This window comes from Aeromonas rivipollensis, assembly GCF_037811135.1.
GTDB lineage: Bacteria > Pseudomonadota > Gammaproteobacteria > Enterobacterales > Aeromonadaceae > Aeromonas > Aeromonas rivipollensis.
On sequence record NZ_CP149130.1, the window covers coordinates 2,780,401 to 2,804,299 of the forward strand.

19 protein-coding genes, 2 tRNA genes and 1 pseudogene are annotated in these 23,899 nt (G+C 64.7%); 18 read left to right on the plus strand and 4 right to left on the minus strand.

What is annotated here, in order from left to right; all coding sequences use genetic code 11:
• Positions 1-491: 491 nt before the first annotated feature.
• From WIR04_RS12485 to WIR04_RS12555, 15 genes are all read left to right on the plus strand, one after another.
• Positions 492-567: transfer RNA gene (locus WIR04_RS12485), tRNA-Asn, on the plus strand.
• Positions 568-569: 2 nt separating this feature from the next.
• A tRNA-Asn gene (locus WIR04_RS12490) sits at positions 570-645 on the plus strand.
• Positions 646-956: 311 nt separating this feature from the next.
• Positions 957-2,393: a circularly permuted type 2 ATP-grasp protein gene (locus WIR04_RS12495; RefSeq protein WP_163137298.1), complete on the plus strand. Its 1,437-nt coding sequence runs from the start codon at positions 957-959 to the stop codon at positions 2,391-2,393.
• Entirely contained in the window at positions 2,387-3,313 is a 927-nt protein-coding gene (locus tag WIR04_RS12500; RefSeq protein WP_338887304.1) for an alpha-E domain-containing protein, read from the plus strand. Before WIR04_RS12495 ends, WIR04_RS12500 begins: the two co-directional genes overlap by 7 nt.
• Positions 3,310-4,110, plus strand: coding sequence for a transglutaminase family protein (locus WIR04_RS12505; protein WP_338887306.1), 801 nt, complete (start codon positions 3,310-3,312; stop codon positions 4,108-4,110). Before WIR04_RS12500 ends, WIR04_RS12505 begins: the two co-directional genes overlap by 4 nt.
• Positions 4,111-4,141: 31 nt before the next feature.
• Positions 4,142-4,843, plus strand: a complete 702-nt coding sequence (locus WIR04_RS12510; RefSeq protein WP_338887308.1) for a peptidase — start codon at positions 4,142-4,144, stop codon at positions 4,841-4,843.
• A gap of 87 nt (positions 4,844-4,930) precedes the next feature.
• Positions 4,931-5,416: a YqhA family protein gene (locus tag WIR04_RS12515; RefSeq protein WP_025326613.1), complete on the plus strand. Its 486-nt coding sequence runs from the start codon at positions 4,931-4,933 to the stop codon at positions 5,414-5,416.
• Positions 5,417-5,538: 122 nt separating this feature from the next.
• Entirely contained in the window at positions 5,539-5,988 is a 450-nt protein-coding gene (locus WIR04_RS12520; protein ID WP_338887311.1) for a hypothetical protein, read from the plus strand.
• Between the two features lie 4 nt (positions 5,989-5,992).
• Positions 5,993-8,995 carry a hypothetical protein gene (locus tag WIR04_RS12525; protein WP_338887313.1) on the plus strand — a complete coding sequence of 1,001 codons (3,003 nt, stop codon included), beginning with the start codon at positions 5,993-5,995 and terminating at the stop codon, positions 8,993-8,995.
• Positions 8,995-9,840: an FTR1 family iron permease gene (locus WIR04_RS12530; RefSeq protein ID WP_338887315.1), complete on the plus strand. Its 846-nt coding sequence runs from the start codon at positions 8,995-8,997 to the stop codon at positions 9,838-9,840. Before WIR04_RS12525 ends, WIR04_RS12530 begins: the two co-directional genes overlap by 1 nt.
• 96 nt (positions 9,841-9,936) lie before the next feature.
• The gene (locus tag WIR04_RS12535) at positions 9,937-11,361 is read left to right on the plus strand and encodes an FAD-dependent oxidoreductase (protein ID WP_338887317.1); all 1,425 of its coding nucleotides are present in this window, start codon (positions 9,937-9,939) and stop codon (positions 11,359-11,361) included.
• A 34-nt stretch (positions 11,362-11,395) separates the two neighbouring features.
• Positions 11,396-11,956, plus strand: coding sequence for a hypothetical protein (locus tag WIR04_RS12540; RefSeq protein ID WP_338887319.1), 561 nt, complete (start codon positions 11,396-11,398; stop codon positions 11,954-11,956).
• Between the two features lie 200 nt (positions 11,957-12,156).
• Positions 12,157-13,419, plus strand: coding sequence for a hypothetical protein (locus tag WIR04_RS12545; RefSeq protein WP_338892558.1), 1,263 nt, complete (start codon positions 12,157-12,159; stop codon positions 13,417-13,419).
• Between the two features lie 87 nt (positions 13,420-13,506).
• Entirely contained in the window at positions 13,507-15,162 is a 1,656-nt protein-coding gene (locus tag WIR04_RS12550) for a hypothetical protein (protein WP_338887321.1), read from the plus strand.
• A gap of 116 nt (positions 15,163-15,278) precedes the next feature.
• The gene (locus tag WIR04_RS12555; RefSeq protein ID WP_025326605.1) at positions 15,279-16,481 is read left to right on the plus strand and encodes a Bcr/CflA family multidrug efflux MFS transporter; all 1,203 of its coding nucleotides are present in this window, start codon (positions 15,279-15,281) and stop codon (positions 16,479-16,481) included.
• Positions 16,482-16,563: 82 nt separating this feature from the next.
• On the opposite strand, the gene WIR04_RS12560 is transcribed toward WIR04_RS12555, so the two are convergent.
• The 4 genes and pseudogenes from WIR04_RS12560 to WIR04_RS12580 all read right to left on the minus strand — a co-directional run bounded on the left by WIR04_RS12560 (position 16,564) and on the right by WIR04_RS12580 (position 19,458).
• Positions 16,564-17,130: a pyridoxamine 5'-phosphate oxidase family protein gene (locus WIR04_RS12560; protein ID WP_338887323.1), complete on the minus strand. Its 567-nt coding sequence runs from the start codon at positions 17,128-17,130 to the stop codon at positions 16,564-16,566.
• A 29-nt stretch (positions 17,131-17,159) separates the two neighbouring features.
• The gene (nhaD, locus tag WIR04_RS12565; protein WP_338887325.1) at positions 17,160-18,587 is read right to left on the minus strand and encodes a sodium:proton antiporter NhaD; all 1,428 of its coding nucleotides are present in this window, start codon (positions 18,585-18,587) and stop codon (positions 17,160-17,162) included.
• 263 nt (positions 18,588-18,850) lie between these two features.
• Positions 18,851-18,943 (minus strand): annotated as a pseudogene (locus tag WIR04_RS12575) (DUF4357 domain-containing protein); the annotation flags it as partial.
• Positions 18,944-18,984: 41 nt separating this feature from the next.
• Positions 18,985-19,458, minus strand: a complete 474-nt coding sequence (locus WIR04_RS12580; protein ID WP_025326602.1) for a DUF4357 domain-containing protein — start codon at positions 19,456-19,458, stop codon at positions 18,985-18,987.
• 152 nt (positions 19,459-19,610) lie between these two features.
• On the opposite strand from WIR04_RS12580, the gene WIR04_RS12585 reads away from it, so the two are divergent.
• From WIR04_RS12585 to WIR04_RS12595, 3 genes are read left to right on the plus strand one after another with little or no spacing between them, the layout of a single operon-like run.
• Positions 19,611-20,285 carry an ABC transporter ATP-binding protein gene (locus WIR04_RS12585; RefSeq protein ID WP_262109676.1) on the plus strand — a complete coding sequence of 225 codons (675 nt, stop codon included), beginning with the start codon at positions 19,611-19,613 and terminating at the stop codon, positions 20,283-20,285.
• Between the two features lie 21 nt (positions 20,286-20,306).
• A complete protein-coding gene (locus tag WIR04_RS12590; RefSeq protein WP_338887329.1) occupies positions 20,307-22,745 on the plus strand; it encodes an FtsX-like permease family protein in 2,439 nt (812 codons plus the stop codon).
• Complete coding sequence (locus WIR04_RS12595; RefSeq protein WP_420883424.1) at positions 22,742-23,821, plus strand: lipocalin-like domain-containing protein; 1,080 nt, start codon at positions 22,742-22,744, stop codon at positions 23,819-23,821. The genes WIR04_RS12590 and WIR04_RS12595 overlap by 4 nt, the downstream gene beginning before the upstream one ends.
• Positions 23,822-23,899: the final 78 nt, after the last annotated feature.

The window sequence follows — 23,899 nt, forward strand, 5'->3', positions numbered from 1 at the left end:
CATCATCAAGGGCCGGCAGAGCTGTCGACGCGGCGATGGTATCCAGGGCAACCATACCCGAGCCGGCCCGATAATTCGATGGGCAGGATCAAGAAATGGCCATTACCCCGCATTATTGTCATCGATAGCTCGCATATCGCCGATTTTCCCAGCCATCCCTTCCGTTACCCGGTCATCGCAAACCAGCTTCTTTCCCGCATCCCTCGCCCATCGCCTCAGAGGCAAGCCTATCGAGAGGCACATGCATCACCTCCCCCCCTCCATGATCGGCTTATCCATTGCCCCGCCCCCTCCAGGCCGGGGTGCGCCTTCACGGCCAGATCAACCTTGGCTGCCGGCGGGGCACCTCAAGCTGCTGATTGTGCTGAAAATAGTCCACAGCGCCCAAGTTTTGGGCAAACGGGCCGAAAAGCCATTTTTCCGTGGGATGGCGGGTTGACACCCGTCCGGGGGATCATTAATATCCGCTCCGTCTCGACGAGACAGGCAATTCCTCCTTAGTTCAGTCGGTAGAACGGCGGACTGTTAATCCGTATGTCACTGGTTCAAGTCCAGTAGGAGGAGCCAATTCCCTCGTAGTTCAGTCGGTAGAACGGCGGACTGTTAATCCGTATGTCACAGGTTCAAGTCCTGTCGAGGGAGCCATCTTCTAAAGCCCAGTCTCAGGACTGGGCTTTTTCGTTTCTACTGCCCCGGCACGGGGCAAGGCGAAGCAGCGCGGCCTCCCCTCCCTGTCCGCCTCTGCTCATCGCGTCTGGGGACGCTGCCACAAGATGACGCAGGACTACCCTCTCTGGGGTACCAGTCTGGTGCAGCGACATTTCCCCCTTGATGACAACGCACTCATCTCTCTGATTTATCAGTATAAAATTACTGATATCGGCCTTCATAGCGACTCAATTGACTGGCACAGCCCTTGCAATTCCTGACCTCAGGGACGTCACAAGGAGTTGCCTATGCTACCCATCAAGCCGCCCGGACCCGGTTGCTACGACGAGATGCTGCTCGCCAACAACCAGTTTCGCGATCACTACCACGCCTACCTGGCGTGGCTGCACCAGACCGACGAGAAGAGCATAGAACGCAAGCGTGAGGAGGCCGATCTGCTGTTTCACCGGGTCGGCATCACCTTCAACGTCTATGGGGATGGGGACGGCGCCGAGCGTCTCATCCCGTTCGACAGCATTCCCCGCATCATCCCCGCCCAGGAGTGGCAGCATCTGGACAAGGGGATCCGCCAGCGCGTCACCGCCCTCAACGCCTTCCTGCACGACATCTATCACGATCAGCGCATCCTGAAGGCGGGGGTGATCCCGGCCGCCCAGATCCTCACCAATGCCCAGTACCAGCCCTGCATGCAGGGGGTCGACCTGCACCGCAACACCTATGTTCACATCACAGGGGTGGACATCATCCGCAACAGCGACGGTGACTACTACGTGCTGGAGGACAACCTGCGCACCCCCTCCGGGGTCTCCTACATGCTGGAGAACCGCAAGATGATGATGCGCCTCTTCCCCGAGCTGTTTCACAACCAGCCCATAGCGCCGGTGGAGCGCTACCCGGCCCTGTTGCTGCAGACCCTGCGCGAGAGCAGCCCGGTGGACAACCCCTGCGTGGTGGTGATGACCCCGGGCCGCTTCAACAGCGCCTACTTCGAGCACAGCTTCCTCGCCCAGCAGATGGGGGTGGAGCTGGTGGAGAGCGCAGATCTGGTGGTCAAGGATGGCCAGGTGCTGATGCGCACCACCACCGGGCTGAAACGGGTGGATGTCATCTATCGCCGCATCGACGACGACTACCTGGATCCCCTGGCCTTCAACCCAGACTCCCTCATCGGCGTGCCGGGCCTGCTCTCTGTCTATCGTGCAGGCGGCGTGGTGCTGGCCAATGCCATCGGCACCGGGGTGGCCGATGACAAGTCCATCTACCCCTATGTGCCGGAGATGATCCGCTTCTACCTGGGAGAGGAGCCCATCCTCAACAACGTCCCCACCTGGCAGTGCCGGGAACCCGACGCCCTGGCCTATGTGCTGGCGCACCTGGAAGAGCTGGTGGTCAAGGAGGTCCATGGCGCCGGCGGCTACGGCATGCTGATCGGCCCCTGCGCCAGCCGCGAGGAGCTGGCCCGTTTTCGCGAGCTGCTCAAGGCGCGCCCGGACAACTACATAGCCCAGCCGACGCTCTCCCTGTCCACCTGCCCGACCTTTGTCGAGGCGGGCATAGCCCCCCGCCATATCGATCTGCGCCCCTTCGTGCTCACCGGCCAGGAGCTGCGCCTGGTGCCAGGCGGCCTGACCCGGGTCGCCCTGACCGAGGGTTCCCTGGTGGTCAACTCCTCCCAGGGCGGCGGCACCAAGGACACCTGGGTCATGGAGGGCAACCCATGCTGAGCCGCACCGCAAGCGAACTTTACTGGATGTCCCGCCACCTGGAGCGGGCGGAGAACACGGCGCGCATGCTGGACGTCACCCAGACCATGTCGCTGATGCCCTCCATCGACGCCGATCACAGCGAGCTGCTGGCCCCTCTCACCATCAGCGGCACCCACGAACCTTTCCTGGCGCGCTACGGCCAGGTGAACATGGAGAACCTGCTGCAATTTTTCTGCTTCGACGAGGAGAACCCGAGCAGCATCTTCAGCTGCCTGCGCATGGCCAGGGACAACGCCCACGGGGTGCGCGGCAAGATCCCGGGAGAGGTGTGGGAGAGCATCAACGCCGCCTGGATAGAGATACGCAGGCGCCGCAAGGGGGGGCTTTCCAGCGGCCAGGCACAGGAGTTCTTCGACTGGATCAAGGAGCGATCCCACCAGTTCCGTGGCGCCACCTACGGCACCATGATGCGGGGTGACGTGCTCTGGTTCCTGCGCCTTGGCACCTTCATCGAGCGGGCCGACAACACGGCGCGCATCCTCACCGTCAAGTATCAGGTGATCCGGGAAGACGAAGACAGCGTGCGCGAGTTCTACCGCTGGAACGCCCTGCTGCGCTCGGTGGGAGCCTATGAGGCGCACCAGACCCTCTACAAGACCCTCTCCCACGCCTCCATCGCCGAGCTGCTGATCCTGCGCAACGAGGTGCCGCGATCCCTGCGCGCCTGCCTCGACGAGATGGAGCTGATCCTGGCCCAGATCGAGGGCAACGCCGGCCAGACGCCCCGGCGCCTCACCACCATACTCAACGCCCATCTGACCTATGGCACCATCGAGGATGTGTTCGCCCTCGGCATGCAGGCGTACCTGAGGGATTTCCTCAGCGACATCGGCGCCATCGGCCAGAGCATCCACGCCGCCTACCTGGAGGTATTATGAGACTCATCATCGATCACCAGACCCGCTACCACTATGCCGACGTGGTGCGCCGCAGCACCCAGTACCTGCGCCTGACCCCTCACAGCACGGCCCGCCAGCAGATCCTCTCCTGGCAGCTGGAGCTGCCGGGCGAAGCCACCTGCACCACGGACGGTTACGGCAACATATTGCACGTGCTGAGCCTGGAGTCCCCCCACGAGGGGATATTGATCCGCGCCCATGGCGAGGTGGAGATCCGCGACGACGCCCTGGAGGACGAAGAGCCCTCCCTCATCTCCCCCCTGAGCTACCTGAGGCCCACCGCCCTCACCTGCCCAAGCGAGGCCCTGCGTGCCCTGGCGCAGGAGTGCCTGCCATCCGAGCCGACCCTGGCCGATCTGCAGGAGCTGATGGCGCGCATCCTGGCGCTCATGCCCTATCAGCCGGGCAGCACGGACGCCACCTTCAGCGCCGACGAGGCCCTCGCCTCGGGCAGCGGCGTCTGTCAGGACCACACCCATGTCTTCCTGACCTGCTGCCGCCACGCCGGTCTGCCGGCCAGGTACGTGAGCGGTTACCTCTACAGCCAGGACAGCAGCCACGTGGCGATGCATGCCTGGGCCGAGGTGTGGATTGACGGGCGCTGGCAGACCTTCGATGTGACCAACCTCACCTGCTCCGCCAACGAACACCTCAAGCTGGCGGTCGGCATGGATTACCTGGATGCCTGCCCGGTGCGCGGGGTGCGCTACGGCGGCGGCTGCGAGCTGTTGCAGAGCCAGGCGCGGGTCACCCGCCTGGATGGGCAGCAACAATGAGGGCCCAGGGAAAGCTGGCAGGAGTGCGGCCATGACCTATTGCGTCGCCATATGCCTGCAAGATGGCATCGTCTTCGCTTCAGACTCGCGCACCAATGCGGGGGTGGACCACATCGCCACCTTCCGCAAGCTGCACCTCTTCACCCGGGAGGACAGGGTGATAGTGCTGCAAAGCGCCGGCAATCTGGCCACCACCCAGAGTGTCATCAGCCTGCTGGCACAGGGGCAGGAGCTCCTTGCCCTTCCCAGCCTGTACGAGGTCGCGGCCCTCATAGGCCAAACCATACGTACCGTCATCAACCGGGATGGGGGCCAGCAGCAGGGGCATGTCAACTTCGGCTGCAACATACTGCTGGGGGGCCAGATCCGGGGGGAGCGCCACCGCCTGTTCCACATCTATCCGGAGGGCAACTTCATCGAGGCGGGCCCGGACACCCCCTACTTCCAGATTGGTGAGAGCAAGTACGGCAAGCCCATCATAGATCGCATCATCCAGTACGAGACGCCGCTCCAGACCGCCCTGCAGTGCGCCCTCATCTCCATCGACTCGACCCTGCGCAGCAACCTCTCGGTGGGCTTGCCCCTGGATGCGCTCGTCTATTCCGAAGGGAGCTTCTCGGCGGCACAGCTGCACCGCATCACAGAGCAGAACACCCACTTCCAGGCTCTGCGCAAGGCCTGGGGCGAGGGGTTGCAACGGCTGTTCCGAGAGCTTCCCCCCTTCCCTCTCTGAACGGGCGGGGGAGCGCCGTGGCGCTTTCCCGTCCCCCTCTTTCCAGATATTCTGGCTGCCATTCGCTTCCCTCTCGATGGAGTCCCCATGCGCCGCTTCAACCTCATGCTCAACGGCAGCCGGCTGATGATGTTCCCCTTCTATGTCTGCATCCTGGTTTGCGTCGCCCTCTTGATGGTGAAGTTCGCCATGCAGCTCTATGTGCTGTGCCGCGACATCATCGAGATCGACTATCTGGATCTCATCACCGGGGTGCTCACCCTGGTGGACTTCGTGCTGGTGGCCCAGATGCTGATCCTGGTGGCCATCTGCGGCTATGTGCAGTTCATCAAGACCCCGGAGCAGCGGGCGGCCCTGGGGGACAACTGGCTCAGCAAGATCAACTTCGCCTCCCTCAAGCTCATCGTCATCAACTCCCTGGTGACCATAGCCGGCATCGAAGTGCTCAAGGCCTTCCTGGAAGATGGCACCGGCAACGAGATAGAGATGAAGTGGTCTGTCATCGTCTTCCTGGCCTTCTCCACCGCCGCCCTCATCTACGCCATCACGGAGCGGCTGGCGGATCACAAGTGACCCGCCCCTGATTTCATTCAGGATCTATTCATCAACAGCCGAATTGATAACTCTTTTCATTACCCTTACCCCATTGTAAACTTGCTCGCCCCGGGCCGAACCGCCCGGGTGCTGGAGCACCTATGACAAGCCTTTCCCTCTCACCGCGACACCTCTGGCAATGGCTGGCCTATCACCATCAGGCCGCCGAGGGCTCCCTCTACCTGATGTTCTTCTCCGGCCTGCTGCTGTGGGAACCCCTGACGCCGACCTGGTCCCTGGCGCGCTGGAACCTGTTTCTCCATGTGATGCTCTCGCTCTCCCTGTTTCCCCTGTTGTTTGGCGCCTTCTGGCTCTCCCATCGCAGCCTGCTGAACAAGAGCCGCAAACCCTTTCTGCGCACCACGGGCCGCATCATCGAAGCCTTGTTGCTCATCTGTCTCGCCAGCGGCCTGCTGCTGGTGCTGCATGGCACCCCGGGGGACAGCCTGGGCAAGCTTGCCAGCTGGGCCCACTGGCTGAGCGCGCTAGCGTTGACGCCTCTGGTGCTGCGCCACGCCTGGCGCTGGACCATCTTGAAATGGCGCACCTGATCCCATGTTGAAGTTGTTGTTATCCCTGATGTTCGCCGCCCTGCTGCTGGCCAGCCCCCTTGCCAGCGCCCAGGAGATGGGCACGGCCATGGTAGCCTATGACGAGGGGAACGCCCCAAGCCTCGTCACCGCCAACCAGAGCGCCGGTTCGGTCACCCTGCTTGAACGAGAAAGCGGCAAGCGAATAAAAGAGGTGCAACTGGGGGGGGATCTGCGCCAACTGGCCCGCACAGACGACGGCACCCTGCTGGTCACCGACTACAACGGCGATCGCCTGCTGCTGCTGGACGAAGATCTCGACCTGGAAAAGGTGATCCCCACCGGCCACAGGCCCTATGGCGTCATCTTCGACCCCAAGCGGCGCTGGTTCTGGGTCACGCTGTTCGAATCAGCTCGCCTGCAGGCCTATGACAGCGCGGGCAAGCTGCAGCTGGATGTGGCCACCGCCGAGACACCCCGCGGGCTGGCGCTGACCGACGACGATCGCCTGCTGCTCACCCACGCCATGACGGGCCAGCTCGCCATCTATGATCTCGCCAAGCTAGCGGACGGGATCACGGGCGTCACCCTGCCCAAGCCACGCCTCATCACCCTGGCCGAAACCCACAGCGACACGCCAAGCGACTCCCAAGGGCTGCCGCGCCTGCTGGATGGCATCGCCCTCTCCCCCGATGGCAGCGAAGCCTGGCTGCCTCATGTGCTCTGGAGCTTCGATCACCCCTTCCAGTTTCAGAGCACCGTCTTCCCGGCGGTCTCCATCATCGATCTGGATGAGGAGAAAGAGCGAGTCGATGAAAGAAAACAACTCTTCCTGCAGATCAACCTGCCAAGCCTCGGCAACCGCAGTCAGATCGTCTCCAACCCCTTCGCGGCGCGCTTCGCCGCCGATGGCAAACGGGTCTATCTGACCCTGGCGGGCTCCGAGGATCTGCTGGTGTTTGATCTCTCCCGCAGCGGCAAATCCAACAGCAACCGTCACAGACGCAAGAAGTTCCAGGGGGGCGCCAAGGCGACCCAGCTCCTGCGCCACCTGCCGGGCCAGAATCCACGGGACTTGTTTGTAGACGGTGACCATATCCTGGTGCACAACGCCATGGGGCAGGATCTCACCCGCCTCCATACCGGCGGCAACGGCCCCTTCGCCCGGGTCACTGTGGATGTGCCCCACTTCGCCAGGCTGGTAGAGACGGATCCCCGCCCCGAGCCCCTCAAGCGCGGCGAGCGGCTATTCAATCTGGGTAACACAGCTTCCAACTCACGTTTCCCCATGGCGGGGGACAACTGGATGAGCTGCAACTCCTGCCATCTGGACGGGTTCAACTTCACCAACCGCCATCTGATGGCGGCCCATCGCCAGCAGAGCGGCGACAACGCTATCAACGGCCACGCCAACCTCGCCAACATGGTGGCGGGGGACTTTGTCGGCGAATACCTGCGCATGACCCAGCAGACCCAGGGTGGCATGGGCCACGACACCCGGGATGGGGCCGAGCCGGTCGATCCCGCCAGGCCGCAACCGGAAGTGAAGGCGATGATGGAGGATCTGCATGCTTTCGTGACCGCCGACGGCAACCTCCCCTATCTCGCCAACTGGCTGCGACTCGATGCCCCGCGCCCTGACCTTGACAATCAGCCCGCCAAGGCGCCGACGACCCACCCCAAGGAGTGGCTCAACTCCGCCTCCTGCCAGAACTGCCACAGCCAAGCGTTCCAGGACTGGAGCGAGAGCAACCACAGACTGATGGGCAACTCCCACCCCTACTACAAGGTGGTGCAGGCCCTGGCCCGCGAGACAGAAGGCGAGGCCTTCGGCCAGTGGTGCCAGGGCTGTCACATGCCCCAGCAGGTGATGACCGGCCAACTCGACCTGCCCAAGGGCTCCCACATGTTCGAGCAGGGAGGCGCCTCGCTGATTGCCGCCCACAAGGCAGGCGAGCCAGTGGTGGAGGAAGGCACCGGCTGCGTGCTCTGCCATCGCATCACCCGGCTCGAGGATGCCGGCGGCAACAGCGCCTTTACCGTGAATTTGAAGGACCGCGAGAGCTATGTGTTCGAGGATGCCCCGGGGGGGAGCCTCCAGCACTGGCTGGCCGAGCGGCAGATCAACGCCCGCCCCGCCATGCACAAGGCCTCTTACCAGAAGGATTTCTACCGCGATGCGGCCCTGTGCAAGTCGTGCCACAACGAGTTTGCCCCGGGCACCGGCGCCAATATCGTCAACACCTGGGATGAGTGGGAAAAATCCAGCTTCGCCAAGGCCGAGGATCCCGCCAAACGGCGCAGCTGCATCGACTGCCATATGAACCCGGAGCCGGGCAACGGCGGCGCGCCGGTGGCGGGCCAGTCCACCGAAAACGGCACAGTGAAAGAACGGCTCTATCGCCACTACTTTACCGGCGCCCAGCATCAGCTGGTGGGGCTGCGCAATCCAGACCTTGAGCAGGAGAGCCTGGCCCTGCTGCGCTCAAGCGCGACGCTCTCTGCCCGTATCGAACAGGCTGCCGATGGGCAGCAACTGGTGGTGCGGGTCGCCAATACGGGCGCGGGCCATGCCCTGCCCACCGGAGTAGCCGATTTCCGTGAACTCTGGCTGGAGCTGACCCTCACCGACGCCAACGGCAAGGTAGTGCTTGCAAGCGGGCAGCCGGTGGACGGCGCAGTGCCCGAGGACGCGCGGCTGTTTCGCAAGGTGTTCGGCGATGCCGAGGGCAAGCCGGTAGGGCTCAAGTTCTGGCGCTACACCAAGCTCCTGGAAGACACCCGCATTCCGGCCGATGGCTGGCGCGATGAAGCCTGGTCGCTGCCGGCGGATGCCAAGGGGCCCTTCAAGGCCGACATCAAACTCAATTTCCGCACCTACCCCAAGTGGGTCAATGATGTGGTGCGCGCCGCCGAGCCGAGCCTGCCGGAGCCACCCATAGTGCAACTCACTCGGCTACAACTCAACCGGCTGCAACTGACCCTGCAGCCCCTCCCCGTCACGCCCGATACGGAGCCTCAATCCTGATGTTTGCAAGTTTTCTCATTACCCTGCGCGAGGGGCTGGAAGCCTTCCTGCTGGTCGGCATCTGCCTCTCCTACCTCGCCAAGCTGGGAGCGAGCCGCTACAACAAGTTCATCTATCTGGGGGTGGGCCTGGGCCTTGTCGCCTCCCTCGTCGTCGCCTTCCTGTTCCAGGTGGTGGTGAGCCAGTTCGAGAGCGAGCGCTACAACCATTTGCTGATGGCGGGGATCCTCATCTTCGCCACTTTGGTGCTCACCTACATGGCGGTCTGGATGCAGAAGCAGGCCAAATCCCAGGTGGGGGCCATGACGGCGCGCATCGACGCCGCCATCGACGGGGGCAACCTGTTCGGTCTGGTGCTGCTCGCCTTCCTGGCGGTGATGCGGGAAGGCTTTGAAACAGTGCTGTTCTTCTCGGCCCTGGTCTATTCCGGGCAAGGGGTGGATCTGCACCAGGGGCTGATGGGGGCGCTGGCGGGACTGCTGGTCTCTGTGGTGCTGGTGTGGGGGCTGCTGCGCTCTACCCGCAAGGTGGCGCTGGCCCCCTTCTTCCGCTGGACCGGCCTGCTGATCATCATCATCGCCGCTGGGCTGCTGTCGTCCGCCATCAACATGTTGCAGGCGGCGGACGTCATCACCTTCTGGACGACGCCCGTGTTCAACATCAGCCACATCCTCGACGATCAGGGGGTCTTCGGCACCTTCCTGCGCGCCCTGTTTGGCTACAATGCCTCACCAGCCGGCTTGCAGTTGCTGACCTGGGGCGCCTATCTGGCCATCTTCGTCACCCTCTGGCATCGCAGCTATCGACCGCAGCCACAGCAGGCAGGATCCGGCGCCAAGGCCTGATATGCTGAGTGCCCGACATGGCATGGCGGCTCACCGGGGTGAGCCGCTTTTTCACCCGCACCTCTTCTCTTTTGCCAGCCGTTTTGGAACACCGTCATGAGCGACAACAACAAGAAAAACATTGCAGTGCTGGGAGCCGGTCCCGCCGGTCTGATGGCCGCCTGGCGCCTGTGCCAGGCCGGTTTTGCGGTCACCCTGTTCGAGCAGGAGAGCGTGGTGGGCGGCATGTGCGCCACCCAGACCTTCAAGGGGCGCGATGGTGAGTACCGCTTCGACTACGGCGGCCACCGCTTCATCACCAAGAACCCCGAGCTACTCGCCTTTATCGACGAGCTGATGGGGGAGGATCTGCTCCACGCGATGCGAAAGAGCGTGATCCGCTTTGGCGGGCGCACCTATGACTACCCCCTGAACCTGCCGAACCTGCTCAAGACGGCGCCGCTCGCCCTGATGGCCGGGGCGGTAAAAGACTTGCTGCTGTTGCCCTTTAGCAAGAAGCCGGATGATTTTGCCAAGGCGAGCTTTGCCGAGTGGATCCAGAGCCACTTCGGTCGCACCCTCTATCGCCAGTTCTTCGAGGGCTACACCGGCAAGCTGTGGGGCATCAACCCGGACAAGCTCTCCGCCGACTGGGCCGGTCAGCGCATCAGCCTGATCGACCTCAAAGACGTGGCCCGCCGCCTGCTGCCAAGGCGCAACGGCAGTATCTCGGTGCGCACCTATGCCCGCAAATACCGCTACCCGAAATATGGCTTCGGCCAGATCTTCACCACTCTGGGGGAGCGGCTGGTGGCCGAGGGCGTTGAGCTCAAAACCGGCGCCACCATCAGCCGCCTCGAGCAGGCTGATGGCCGCATCGAACGGGTTTATTGGAAACAAGATGACGTTGAGCAGAACGAGCGCTTTGATCAGGTGATCTCCACCCTGCCGCTGCCGCTCACCTGCCAGCATCTTGGCTTGCCGTGCGACCTCCAATACCGGTCGCTTCGCTTCGTCAATATGCCGCTCAAGCAGGAGAACCTGTCGGACAACACCTGGCAGTACCTCTCCGACCCCCATATTCTGGCCACCCGCCTGCAGGAGCCGCGCCGCCGCAGCCCCTTTATGGCGCCCCAGGGCCAGACCTCGGTGATGCTGGAGATCCCCTGCAATCCGGGGGATGCCACCTGGCAGGCGCCGCTGGCCGAGCTGCGCGGTCGGGTTACCGCCGATCTCGCGAGCCTCGGTGTCGATACCGCCAAGCTTGGCGATGAAACTTTTGAAGCGCGTAGCGAATACGCCTATCCGCTGATGGATCTCGGCTATCAGGCCCGTCGTAACGAAGCGATCAAGGCGCTGATGCCCATCACAAACCTCATCATGACCGGCCGTCAGGGGACATTCCGCTACATCTTCACCGACACCGCCATGGAGATGGGGATGATGGCCGCCGACATGGTGATCGATGGGGTGGACAGACGCCACGCCATCTTTAACCATCGCAACGAAAATACCGTGATCGAAACCCAGAGCGTGGCCTGATGGCCACGCCATTGGCATAAGTAAGGAGAACAGGATGACCATCCGCCCGGGTTTACTCGCCCTCACCCTGCTGCTGGCCCTGAGCGGGCAGGCACAGGCTTACTCCTACGCCGCCGCCGGCAAGGAGCCACTGATCGACGCCCGCGAAGCGCTGCTGGGCGCCGCCACTGACGGCAAGGATGCCAGCGCCACCTTGAGCGAGATTGCCGACGAACTGACCTATCTGGAACAGCACCACAAGGTCGAGTTGCAAGGGCCGCTGACAGCCGCCATCAAAGCCAAAGACGCAGCAGCCACCGCTGCCCTGCTCAACCGGGCCTACAAGGCGGAGATCGAGCGCCGCCTCGAAGGGGCCAGCCAGAATCTTGGCGACTACCAGACCGCCAAGGTGCTGGTGGTCAAGAGCAAGCGCTTCCTTGATCTGATCCTCCCCTCCCTCGGTGAAGGGGATCGCAAGGCCGCCGAGCAGGCGCTGGCCAGGGTGCTGGATGCCATCGGCAACCCGGGGGTATTCGGGGTAGGTGCCAAACCCGCCGATGCCGCCGCCTTCACCGAGGCCGAAAAAGCGCTGATGGCCGTGCTGGCGCCGCTTTGATGACCAACGGCCAATCATTGCGCAATCTCACTGTGACAAACGGTGGGTTTCGCTTCTCGCTACCCACCCTACCCACAGCCTGCCGATAGATGCACCCGGATGCCGGTTTGCCCCCTTCTCCCCTTGCGGGAGAAGGGCTGGGGATGAGGGGGAAGGCAGCGTCTCGGCGTTGGGCTTCCCCCTGCACAACCACCATTTTGCTGCTTGCCCTGCTGCAAGGGGTCTGGACGGGCTGGCTATTTACCTTCCCTGTGGCGCTGGATTCCGACGATGCCCTGAACTTTGCCCACGGGGTGGTGCGCTTCAGCGTGCTGGAGTTCTCCCCCCACTTCCCGGGCTACCCCGCCTTTATCTGGCTGGCGCGACTGATCCATCTGGCGGTGGACGACCCCGCCGCTGCGGTGCAGTGGTCAAGCCTCCTGGGCACAGCGCTGATAGCGCCGCTCGCCGCCTGGCTGGCGGTGAGAATATGGCAGCGCCCAAGCCTGCTCGCCCCCGTCTGGCTGCTGGTGCTGGCCCTGCCGCTCACGCCAACGCTGGCCCTCTCCGGCCTCTCGGACGGGCCGGCGCTCGCCGCCTGGCTCGGGGCGCTGCTGGCCTTGCAGCATCGCAGGATAGCGCTGACAGGCCTCATGCTTGGATTGCTGCTGGCCCTGCGCCCCTCCTACTTAGTGCTGGCCCTGCTGCCGCTCTGGCTAGGGTGGCAACAGAAGGGTGAGAGGCTTAAGTTTCTGTTTCCCATCGCCCTGGTGGGGCTTATCAGCCTGCTCTTTGTCTGGCAGGCCGATGGCTGGGCCTATTTTGGCGAGGGGCGACGCTTTACCGACGGCCACTTCACCCTCTGGGGCAACACGGCGGCGGCCCACGGCGATCGGCTGCTAAGCTGGGCGAGCACCTTCAACGATCAGCTCACCCCGCTCTGGCCCTTGCCGATGGGTGCCTTGCTCCTGCTGCCAGTCTGGCAGCGGTCAAAGGGCAAGACTGCCGCCCTCTCCCCGCTCTGGACCCTCTACTGGCTCGCCCTGCTGCTCTGGACCCTGTTTGGCCAGAACCCGGACAATCCCCGCCATCTGGCGCCCATTACCCTGCTCGGCATAGTGCTGCTGGCAGGTTGGCTGCCACACCGTGGCGAGATGCTGGTCGCGGTGGCCGGATTGCTGCTGCTCGCAGCGACCTTCACCCTACCCCTTCCGCCCGCCATGGTGCAGGCGGCCATGCTGGCAGAAAAAACCTGCCCGGCCCTGGTGACCCAGTGGGGGGTGCGGCTGCTGCGCGAAACCACCACCCTGCCCGTCACCGATGGCTGGTACCAGGGGGATGCCGCCCTTGCACTCACTCAGGGAGCCTGTCGCCTCAGCCGCCGCCCCATAGAGCAGAGCGAGATGCCGCTCCCCTACCAGGTGCACTGGTTTGCCCCCCGCTTTGGCGCCGAGCCCGGCCTCTGGCTCGCCCTGCCACGCTGACAGGCGCAGGGCTCTGACCCAAACGCATCGCTGCGTCAGCTGACTCGTCTACACTCACTGCGCATGGGCGTGGCAGGGAGAGGATGCATGGAGGGAGGCAAGGAGTGGGCACTGGTGCCCCTGATCCTGGCGCTGGCCAGCGCGCTCCTGGTGCTGCCTGCCTGGCTGCAGGGGGGCACTCAGGGGCACGATCTGTTCCACCACCTGCTCTCCGGCCACTATTTTGCCCGCCAGCTGTGGCAGGGGGAGCTCTATCCCCGCTGGCTGATGGCCATGAATGGCGGCTTTGGCAGCCCCACCTTCTTCTTCTATCCCCCGCTCCCCTACTACGTCAGCGCCCTCTTTGCCGGCCCGGCTGCCCCCGCCCAGCAGGCCATCTATCCCCTGCTCGGCAGCGCCACCCTGGCGCTGCTGCTCTCGGGCGCGTTCGCCTATCTGTGGCTGCGCGCCACCACGCCCCCTGGCCGGGCCCTGGCGGTCAGCCTGCTCTACCTGATCCTGCCCTATCACCTGGCCATGGATCTCTATGCCCGCTTCGCCCTGGCGGAGTTCTGGGCCTTCGCCTGGGCGCCGCTCATCCTGCTTGGCCAGGATCTCGCCCATCGCGGCCTGCGCCAGGGCCTGCCCCTGCTGATCCTGGGGCTGGCGCTGCTGGCCTTCTCCCACCTGCCCAGCCTGCTGCTGATGATGGGTCTGGTCAGCGTGCGCGCCCTCTGGTTCGCCTGGCGATCCCGCACCCTGGCGCCCTGCTGGATAGCCCTGGGGGCCCAGGGGCTGGGACTTTGCATGGCGGCGGCCCTGCTGCTGCCCGCCCTGGCGGATCAGGGGGCCATCTCCATGGAGCTGATGCGCGGCGGCATGTTCGACTTTCGGCGCAACTTCCTCGATCGCCTGCCCTCTGGCTGGGGGGACTGGCGCTTTCGCGGCCACCTGGCATGGCAGAGTCTTCTGACCCTGGCCCTGCTGCTCATCGCCTGGGCCGCCGCCCGCGAGCCGCGCCACCCCGAGCTCCTGTGCTGGGGGGCGCTCGGGGTGGGGGCCTTCCTGATGATGTTGCCCCTGAGCCAGCCCCTCTGGAGCCTGCTGCCCCCCCTGCAACGGGTGCAGTTTCCCTGGCGGCTCAATCTCATCCTCACCCTGGCCACGGTCGCCGTGGTGGCGCTGGGCACCCCCACTCACCGCCCCTGGCAGTGGCTCTGGTGGGGAACACTCCTGCTGACCCTGATCACCACCCTCACCTACGTCCGTCACGCCCCCCTCACCCAGGCCCCCACCCGGGAGGCCATGGCCTTCGAGTTCGACAGCAAGCGCAGCGCCCGGGAGTACAGGCCAAGGCAGGTGCCGGGGGGCATGTTCGCCCCGACCCTGCTCGCCTGGAAGGACGAGTTCCAGCCCCCGGTGAGCGCCGAGCCCCCGGGCGCCAGCTGGACAGTGCACCGCTGGCAGCCCAGGGCCCTGACCCTGGCGGTGACGGCGGCCGTGCCGACCCGGCTGGTCCTGCATCAGTATGATTACCCCGGCTGGCAGGCCTGGCTAGACGAGCGCCTGATGCTGACGGTGGGTGCCAACCCCCAGGGCCTGATGCAGCTCTGGGTGCCGGCGGGCAGCCACAGCCTCACCCTCAGACTGACGGCGCGCTGGCCCGAGCGGGCAGGCAATGCCCTCTCCTTGCTCGGCTGGCTGGGCTGGCTGGGCTGGCTGCTGCTTCTGTGCCACCACAGGGCAAGGCGTCCGGGGCGCTGATCCCGCCGCAGATCTGACCTCAAGGGCCGGGGCAGGATAGACCTGCTCAAGCCTGCCAAAGCTGATAGACTCAACACTCGCCCCTTTTCCCGGCCCTGCCACGACTCGGATACCCTATGCCTCAAGCCACGACCCTCTCTCCCCGTTTCCTGTTCATCCTGCTCGGCGCCCTGGCGGGCCTGACCCCGCTCGCGGTGGACATGTACCTGCCCGCCATTCCGGCCATAGCCCGGGATCTGGCCACCAGCATCGACGGGGCCCAGCTCACCATCAGCGCCTTCCTCGGCGGCTTCGCCATCGGCCAGCTGTTCTACGGGCCGCTCGCCGACAGCTTCGGCCGCAAGCCGGTGATCCTGGCGGGACTGACGATGTTCGCCGTGGCCTCGGTGGGCTGCGCCATGGCCGACTCCCTGCCGGAGCTGCTGGCCTGGCGTATGCTGCAGGCCGCCGGCGGGGCGGCGGGATCCGTGGTGGTCAATGCCCTGCTGCGGGATCTGTTCGAGAAGGATGCGTTTTCGCGGGCCATGTCCTTCGTCATCCTGGTGATGACGCTGGCCCCCCTGGTGGCCCCGGTGGTGGGCGGCTACATCAGCGCCCATGCCGACTGGCGGGTGATCTTCTGGCTGCTGGTGGGCATCAGTCTGCTCATCTGCGTGGTGATGCAGTGGAAGATCCAGGAGACCCTCAAACCCGAACACAAGCAGCCCCTCAAGCTCGGCCAGGTGCTGCGCAACTACTGGGGCGTGCTCTCCCACCGCGGTGCCATGGGCTATGTGCTGTGTGGCGCCCTGTCGAGTTCCGGCATGTTCGCCTTCCTGAGCGCCTCTCCTTATGTCTATATCGAGTACTTCAAGGTACCGACCGAGCACTACGGCTGGCTCTTTGGCCTCAATATCCTGCTGATGATGGTGGTCACCTTCGTCAACAGCCGTCTGGTGAAGGGGGTGGGCGCCGAGCGCATGCTGCAATACGGCCTGACCGTACTGCCGCTGGCCGGGGCCCTGCTCATCTACAACGCCTGGAGCCAGACCGGGGGCCTCTGGGGCATCGTCATCCCCGTGGTGCTCTTCGTCGGGCACATCAGCCTGGTGGGGGCCAACGCCATGACCGGCCTGATGGGCCATTTCCCCCAGTCGGCGGGCACCGCCTCGGCACTCGCGGGCACACTGCGCTTTGGCATAGGCGCCGTGGTGGGCATTTTGGTCAACCTCAATCCCCCCGAGTCGCCGCTGCCCATGGCCATCGCCATCGCCGCCTGTGGCCTGAGCTCGGCGCTCAGCTACTGGCTGCTCACCGGCAAGCGTGCCAGGGCGGCCTGAGGATCCCTTCGGCTCACCGTTATGCCGACACGAAAAAGCCCTGTCCACCGGACAGGGCTTTTTGCATCAGGGACACGGGTCCTCAGGGATCTGCCGGCAAGCCGCTGCGGGCCAGGATCTCGCTCTCCACGCCATCCAGGCTCAGCTGGTTCTTCTTGCGCCAGTAGGCCTCTATGCCCTCCTTGCCCTGGCGGGCCGACCAGTTGGCGAGATCCTCCCTGTCCCCCTGGTAGTCAAACAGGGGCACCGACATGCCGCAGGAAGTCTGGACCCGTTCAATGTCGAGCAGGAAGATCTGGCGGGCCGCCACGCTGGCCGGGAAGCGCGCCAACGCCCTCTCCCAGTCCGGGTCGCCCCGGTGCAGCACCCGCGCCTGACCATAGACCCGCAGTATCATGGGCGCCCCCTCGAAGGCGCAGAACATCACCGTCATGCGCGGGTTCTGCAACACATGGGCCGCCGACTCGTTACCGCTGCCGGTCAGGTTGAGCCAGGCCAGGGTATGGGCATCGAGAATGCGCAATGAATCCCCGCCCTTGGGGGAGAGGTTGACCGTGCCCTCCCCCGCCGCCGTGCCGACAAAATAGATCTTCTGCGCCGCGATAAAGGCCACATGGCGCGGCGAGAGCGCCTCGAACAGCTGTCCCATAGTCCCTTCCCCTGCAATCTTCATGGTGCTCAGAACAGGGCGCTGTTGAGCCACAGATGCGCCCCTATGCTGACCATATAGCCAAGCAAAATGGCAGGCAACCACTTGAGATGGCCGAGGAAGGTATACATGCCCCTGGCCTGCCCCATCAGGGCCACCCCGGCGGCGGAGCCGATGGAGAGCAGGCTGCCCCCCACCCCCGTGGTCAGGGTCACCAGCAGCCACTGCCCGGTGGACATCTGCGGCTCCATCGACAGCACGGCGAACATCACCGGGATGTTGTCGATGACGGAGGAGAGCAGGCCTATGACCACATTGGCCTGGGTCGGATCCCCCTGGTAGAGGAGCTGGGATGCCAGCGCCAGATACCCCATGAAGCTGAGCCCGCCGACGCACATCACCACCCCGTAGAAGAAGAGCAGGGTGTCCCACTCGGCCTTGGCAATCTTGTTGAACACATCGAACGGCACTATGGAGCCGAGGCGCAGCAGCCGCGCCTCGTCACCGGTGCGCTCATAGAGGGCGCGCTCCCGCGCCAGGGCACCAGGCTGGGTCTTGCGCAGGTAGAAGCCGAAAAATTGCAGATAGCCCAGCCCCGTCATCATGCCGAGCACCGGGGGCAGCGCCAGGAAGTGATGGCAGGCGACGGCCGTCCCTATGGTGAGGAGGAAGAGCAGCACTATGGTGGCGGCCCCGCGCCTGAGCGTCACCTCCTCGCCCTGCACCCTGGGGGCATGGCGCGGCACCATCAGGCTCATCAGGAGGGCCGGGATCAGAAAGTTGAGCAGGGCGGGGATGAAGAGCGCGAAGAACTGGCCGAAGGGCACCTTGCCCGCCTGCCACACCATCAGGGTGGTGATGTCGCCAAAGGGGCTGAAGGCGCCGCCGGCATTGGCCGCCACTACGATGTTGATGCAGGCCAGGTTGATGAAGCGGCGATCCTCGTTGGCCACATTGAGCACCACAGTGCACATCAGGAGCGCAGTAGTGAGGTTGTCCACCACGGGGGAGATGAAGAAGGCCAGCCACCCGGTGAGCCAGAACAGGGTCCGCAGGCTGAGTCCGGCCCGCACCAGACGGGCGCGCAGGGCGGCAAACAGCAGCCGGTCCTCCATGGCGTTGATGTAGGTCATGGCCACCAGCAGGAACAGCATCAACTCCCCGTATTCCAACAGGTTCTGCCGAAACCCCTCGTGGGCCAGGGGGCTCTGCCCCGCGTCTGCATAGACGACGCCAATGGCTATCCAGATGATGCCGGCGGCGATCAGCACCGGCTTGGATTTTCGCAGCTTCAGGTACTCTTCGGCCATCACCAGGAGGTAGGCGAGCACGAAGATGACGAGGGCAAAGAGGCCGACGCCGCTGTGGGTCAGGGCTAGGGGACCGCTCTCGGCCAGGGCGGGGCCGCAAAACAGGCAGAGCCCGGACAAGGGGGCAAGGGGTGAGGATCCAGACATGAGTGCGCGTCTCTTGAGAACTGTCTGGCATTGAGGCTAGCAGCGGACAGGGAAGTCACCCTCATCCCTATCCGGATGATCGAGCCACCCGCCTCGGCCGGGCAGGCGGCGTGGCTCACTCAGGGGACATCAGGGGGATTTTTTGCCAAAACCGGATTGCTTGAGGGTGTAGCCGGCGCTGTTTTGCCAGGCATCCAGCCCGCTTCTGTTGTTGCCCGCCACCCGCCTCGGCCGGGCAGGCGGCGTGACTCACTCAAGGGGCGTCAGGGGGATTTTTTGCCAAAGCCGGATTGCTTGAGGGTGTAGCCGGCGCTGTTTTGCCAGGCATCCAACCCGCTTCTGTTGTTGCCCGCCACCCGCCTCGGCCGGGCAGGCGGCGTGGCTCACTCAAGGGGCATCAGGGGGATTTTTTGCCAAAACCGGATTGCTTGAGGGTGTAGCCGGCACTGTTCTGCCAGGCATCCAGCCCGCTTCTGTTGTTGCCCGCCACCAGACTGGCAGCCAGGCTCGGGCTGTTGAACAGCTGATCGGCGCTGAACACGAAGCCCCCCTCGGCTCGGGGCACAAGTACCCCCTTGGCCAGCAGCTCCTGGCGCAGCTCGATCACCGCCTCGCGCAAGGAAGCGGCATCCTCGCCGTTGGCGGTGGAGCCCGCCTGCACCATGAAGCCGGGGTTCTGCCGCTTGCCCACCGGATAGCCATGGGCCTCGGCCCCCTTGCCGTTGAAATGGTAGAGCTCGCGCTCGCCGGGCTTGTTGTCGGAGAGCGCCTTTTGCAGGGTCATCAGCTCGTTGTAGATATCGATGGGGACCACGGCAGCCTGCTTGGCCCCCTTGCTGTCGACGATAAAACTGACTTGCTTGTGTAACATCCTTGCTCATCCTGTGACCCATGGAAGCCCCTATTCTAACCACCTCTGGCAAGCGGGATCCAGCAAGGATCCTCATCCCTTTTGCAGGCGCGATCACTAACTGGCATAGTGACTGACATTGTGAAAGCCATTGGCCATCAACCGGTTATCCCATGCTGAATCTGCGCAACCTCGGTAAACACTTCGCCAACGGCGGTGAGACGCTCCCCCTGTTTGCCGGGCTGGATCTCAAGCTCAACCCCGGCGAAACCTGTCTGCTGCTGGGGCAGAGCGGCTGTGGCAAGTCCACCCTGCTCAACCTCATCGCCGGTCTCATCCCCCCGGATGAGGGAGAGATTTGGCTGGGAGAGACCCGGCTCGACACCCAGTCACCGGACGAGCGGGCCCGCCTGCGCGGCCGGCATTTTGGCATCGTCTATCAGGACTTCAACCTGCTGCCGACTCTCACAGTGCTGGAAAACCTCTGCCTGCCCCTGGAGATAAACCACCTTCCCCGCGACATGGCGCGCCTCGATGCCCTGCTCGAGCGCCTGGGGATGAGCCACAAACGCCACGCCTGGCCGGAGCAGCTCTCCGGCGGCCAGCGCCAGCGGGTGGCCCTGGCCCGGGCTCTGGTTCACCGGCCCCAGTGGCTGCTCGCTGACGAGCCCACCGGCAGCCTCGATGAACACAACGCCGAGCAGGTGATGGGGCTGATGATGGCGGCGGTGCGGGACACGGGCGCAGGCCTCTTGCTGGTGAGCCACAACCCCGGCTATGGCGCCCTGGCAGACAGGGTGCTGCGCCTGGAAGGGGGGCAGTTGCTCGAGGCCGGACCCCATGGGTGACGGCCGCCGCTGGTATGCATCATGCTGCCGCTGAAGGCGCTGCTGCGCCTCTATCGCGCCCACCCCTGGCTGCTCCTGATGAGCCTGGCCGGGCTCATGCTGGGGGTCACCCTGGTGGTGGCCATCGAGCTTTTGAACCACAGTGCCCGCACCAATTTCGTCGCCGCCCGCAGCCAGCTCGCGGGGGAAGCGAACTACCGACTGGCCCCGAGCGGTGGCCTGGATGAGGGGCTCTACGTTCGGCTGGTGCGAAGCCAGCCCGCTCTTGACGCCATGCCCCAGTTGCACGCCTGGCTCAAGGACCCGCAGGGGCGCAGCTTCCAGCTCCTGGGGATGGATCTCTTCAACCCAGGCCCCCTGCGCCGACTCTTTGGCGAGCAGCAGGGGCGCGAACCCGACTTCACCCTGAGTCGCGCCGACAGCGTCTGGCTCTCGGCCCCCGAGGCCAAACGCCTCGGCTGGTCCCCGGGGCAGTCGCGGAGCTTTATGCTGGGCACGGACGCAGAGCGCGCCCGCACGCTCACCCTCACCCTCACCCTGGCGGGCACCTTCGAGCCGGGCGCCGTCCCCATGGAGCGGCTGCTGGTCACCGACATAGGCCTGGCCCAACCCCTGCTTGGCAAGGCAGGAAGGCTGGATCGCATCGTCTTCAAGTTAAGCGACGAAGAGGCCAATACCTTGCAAAGAGCCTTGCAGGCTGCGCAGGGAGCCGAGTTCGCCCATCAGCCGCTCTGGCTCGAGCCCATCAGCCCGGCCCTCGATGCCAGCCAGCTCGGGGATGCCCTGGCCCTCAACCTCAGCGCCCTCTCCCTGCTCGCCATGGCGGTGGGATTGTTTCTGGTGTTCAACGCCCAGCGCTTCGTGCAGAGCGTGCGTCGCCCCCAGCTCGCCCAGCTCATCATCCTGGGGATGCCGCCAAGCCGGGTACTCCGCTATCTGGCCCTGGAGCTGCTCATTCTCGCCACCATAGGCACCCTGCTCGGGCTGCTGCTGGGCAGCCTCTTGGCGTTGGCCCTCATGGGGCAGCTCACCCAGGCGCTGGCAGACCTTTATGGTCCCAACCCCATCGATCTGCTGCGCCTCTCCCCGACCAGCCTCATCAAGGCGTTGCTGATAGGCCTGTTGGGGACGCTTGCCGCCAACCTCCCCGGCTGGTGGCAGTTGCTGCGCCAATCCCCTCTTGAACTGCGGGAGGGGAGCAGCCGCCCGCCGACTCACCCCTGGCAACGTCGGGGGCTGGCCATCGCCATACTGCTGCTCTGCGCCCTCTGCCTCTTGTTGCCGCAGACCGGCCTGGGGGGCGCCCTCTTCGTGGCCGGGGGCTGGCTGCTCGCCATGGCCCTCGCCCTGCCCGATGCCCTGCGCGCTCTGCTGGGGCGGCTGCGCGGGCACGGCCCCCTCAGCGTCCGGCTCGGGGTGGCCGAGACCCAATACCATCTGGATCGCACCGCCATCGCCGTGATGGCGCTGCAACTTGCCATCGCCGCGGCCATCGGCATCGGGGTCATGGTGTCGAGCTTTCGCTCGAGCGTGGAGATCTGGCTCGGCCAGCGGCTCGCCGCCGACCTCTATGTCAGCGCCCCCAAGGGAGTGGCAGGCAGCAGAGGCCAGCTGAGCGAGCAGATCCTGACAGCCATACTCGCCGAGCCGGACGTGCGTGCCGCCTCCCGCCGCGCCGTGCATCCCGCCCGCTGGCAGGGGCAGCCCATAGAGTGGGCGCAGATGGACTTTATCCCCGAGCTCAAGGCCGCCTATCCGCTGCTCGCCGGGCGCTGGCCCGCCGCGCCCGACGAGGTGCTGGCGAGCGAGCCGCTCACGGTGCGCCTCGGGGTCAGAGTGGGTCAGACCCTCGAAGTAACGAGCGAAGGGGGGCCAAGGGCCCTCACCGTCACCGGCGTCTATCAGGATTACGGCAGCGACAAGGGGCAGATACTGCACGCCTTCGAAGGGGGCGCGGTGCAATCCCTCGCCCTCTTCAGCACTGACCCCGAGGGCCTAAGCGATCGGCTGCGCGCCCGTTTTGGCGAGCGGGTGAATCTGCTGCCCGCCCCCGCCATCCACGCCGCGGCGCTTAAGGTGTTCGATCAGACCTTCGTGGTGACCGAGCTGCTGAAATTGCTGATCCTCGGTATCGCCTTCGTCGGCATCGGCTCCGCCTTTATGGTGCTGGGGTTGGCCCGCCGTGGCGAGTTGCAGACCCTGCAGAGCCTGGGGATTGGCCCTCGCCACTGCCGCCGCCTGCTGGTGTGGCAGGGGGCGGGATTGGGGCTGCTCACGGCGCTGCTGGCCCTGCCGGTGGGCTATGGCCTCGCCTGGGTGCTGATTGAGGTGGTCAACCCCCGCGCCTTTGGCTGGCGCCTCGCCTTCGAGGCCGCCCCGCTGCACGCCGTCACGGCGCTCTTGCTCGCCCCCCTGTGCGGGGCGCTCGCCTCCTGGTATGCCGCAAGGAGAGTGGTATGAAATTGAGTTGGAAGTGGCCGCTGATGATCGCCTGCATCCTCCATGGCGCTGCGGTCGGTGCCAGCGATCTGGGCACCCTGCTCGGGGGCGGCAGCGATCAGTTCAAGAAGGCCCTGCCCGGCCAGCCCATCCGCCTGCCCGCCGATCACGGCGCCCACCCCGACTACAGATCCGAGTGGTGGTATCTCACCGGCAACCTGAAAGACGAGCAGGGACGCGACTACGGCATCCAGTGGACCCTGTTTCGCCAAGGTATCGAGCAGCAGATAACATCGGACAACCCCTGGCTCAGCCCCCAGCTCTGGCTGGCCCAGTTCGCCATCACGGATCTCGCCCGTGGTAGCCACCACCAGGATGAGCGCACCAGCCGCCAGGGGCCCGGGCTCGCCGGCGCCAGTGGCGGCGAATATTGGCTCAAAGAGTGGCGACTTGCCTCTGAAGGAAAATCGCTCTTTCCCGCCACCTTGAAGGTGCAGAGCAAGATGGGTGAGCTGAACCTCAGGGTGAGCGCCGCCAAGCCGGTGGTGCTGCAAGGCAAAGCGGGTTACAGCGAGAAGAGCCCGGGCAACGCCTCCTTCTACTACTCCTACCCGCGCCTGACACTGAGCGGCACTTTGACGCTCGATGGGGAGACCCGCAATGTCACGGGCCAGGGGTGGTTTGATCACGAGTGGAGCAGCTCGGTGCTGGCGGACTGGCAGGCTGGCTGGGACTGGTTCTCCCTGCAACTCATTGATGGCCGGGAGCTGATGCTGTTTCGCCTGCGCACCAAAGCGGGCCGCGCCAATCCAGAAAACAAGCCGGAGAACCGCTACGGCATACTGATCGAGCGGGATGGCAGCAGCCGGGTGCTCGCCCCCGAATCCATTGTCCTCACCCCCGGTAAAACCTGGCGCGGCCCCAAGGGCCAGCCCTACCCTATCGAGTGGCAACTTAAGGCCGCTGATTTGAATCTCGTTATCAAGGCGCGCCAGCCCAATCAGGCCATGACGGGGCGCTTCGATTACTGGGAAGGGGCTGTGACTGTGGAGGGGGATGCCCAAGGACTGGGCTATCTAGAGATGACGGGGTATTGAGCACCTTGGAATCTGATCGGCTTCAAAAAATCATTCAGATTCCATGTACTGAGTGAATTTTTACTCAACAGACTGACT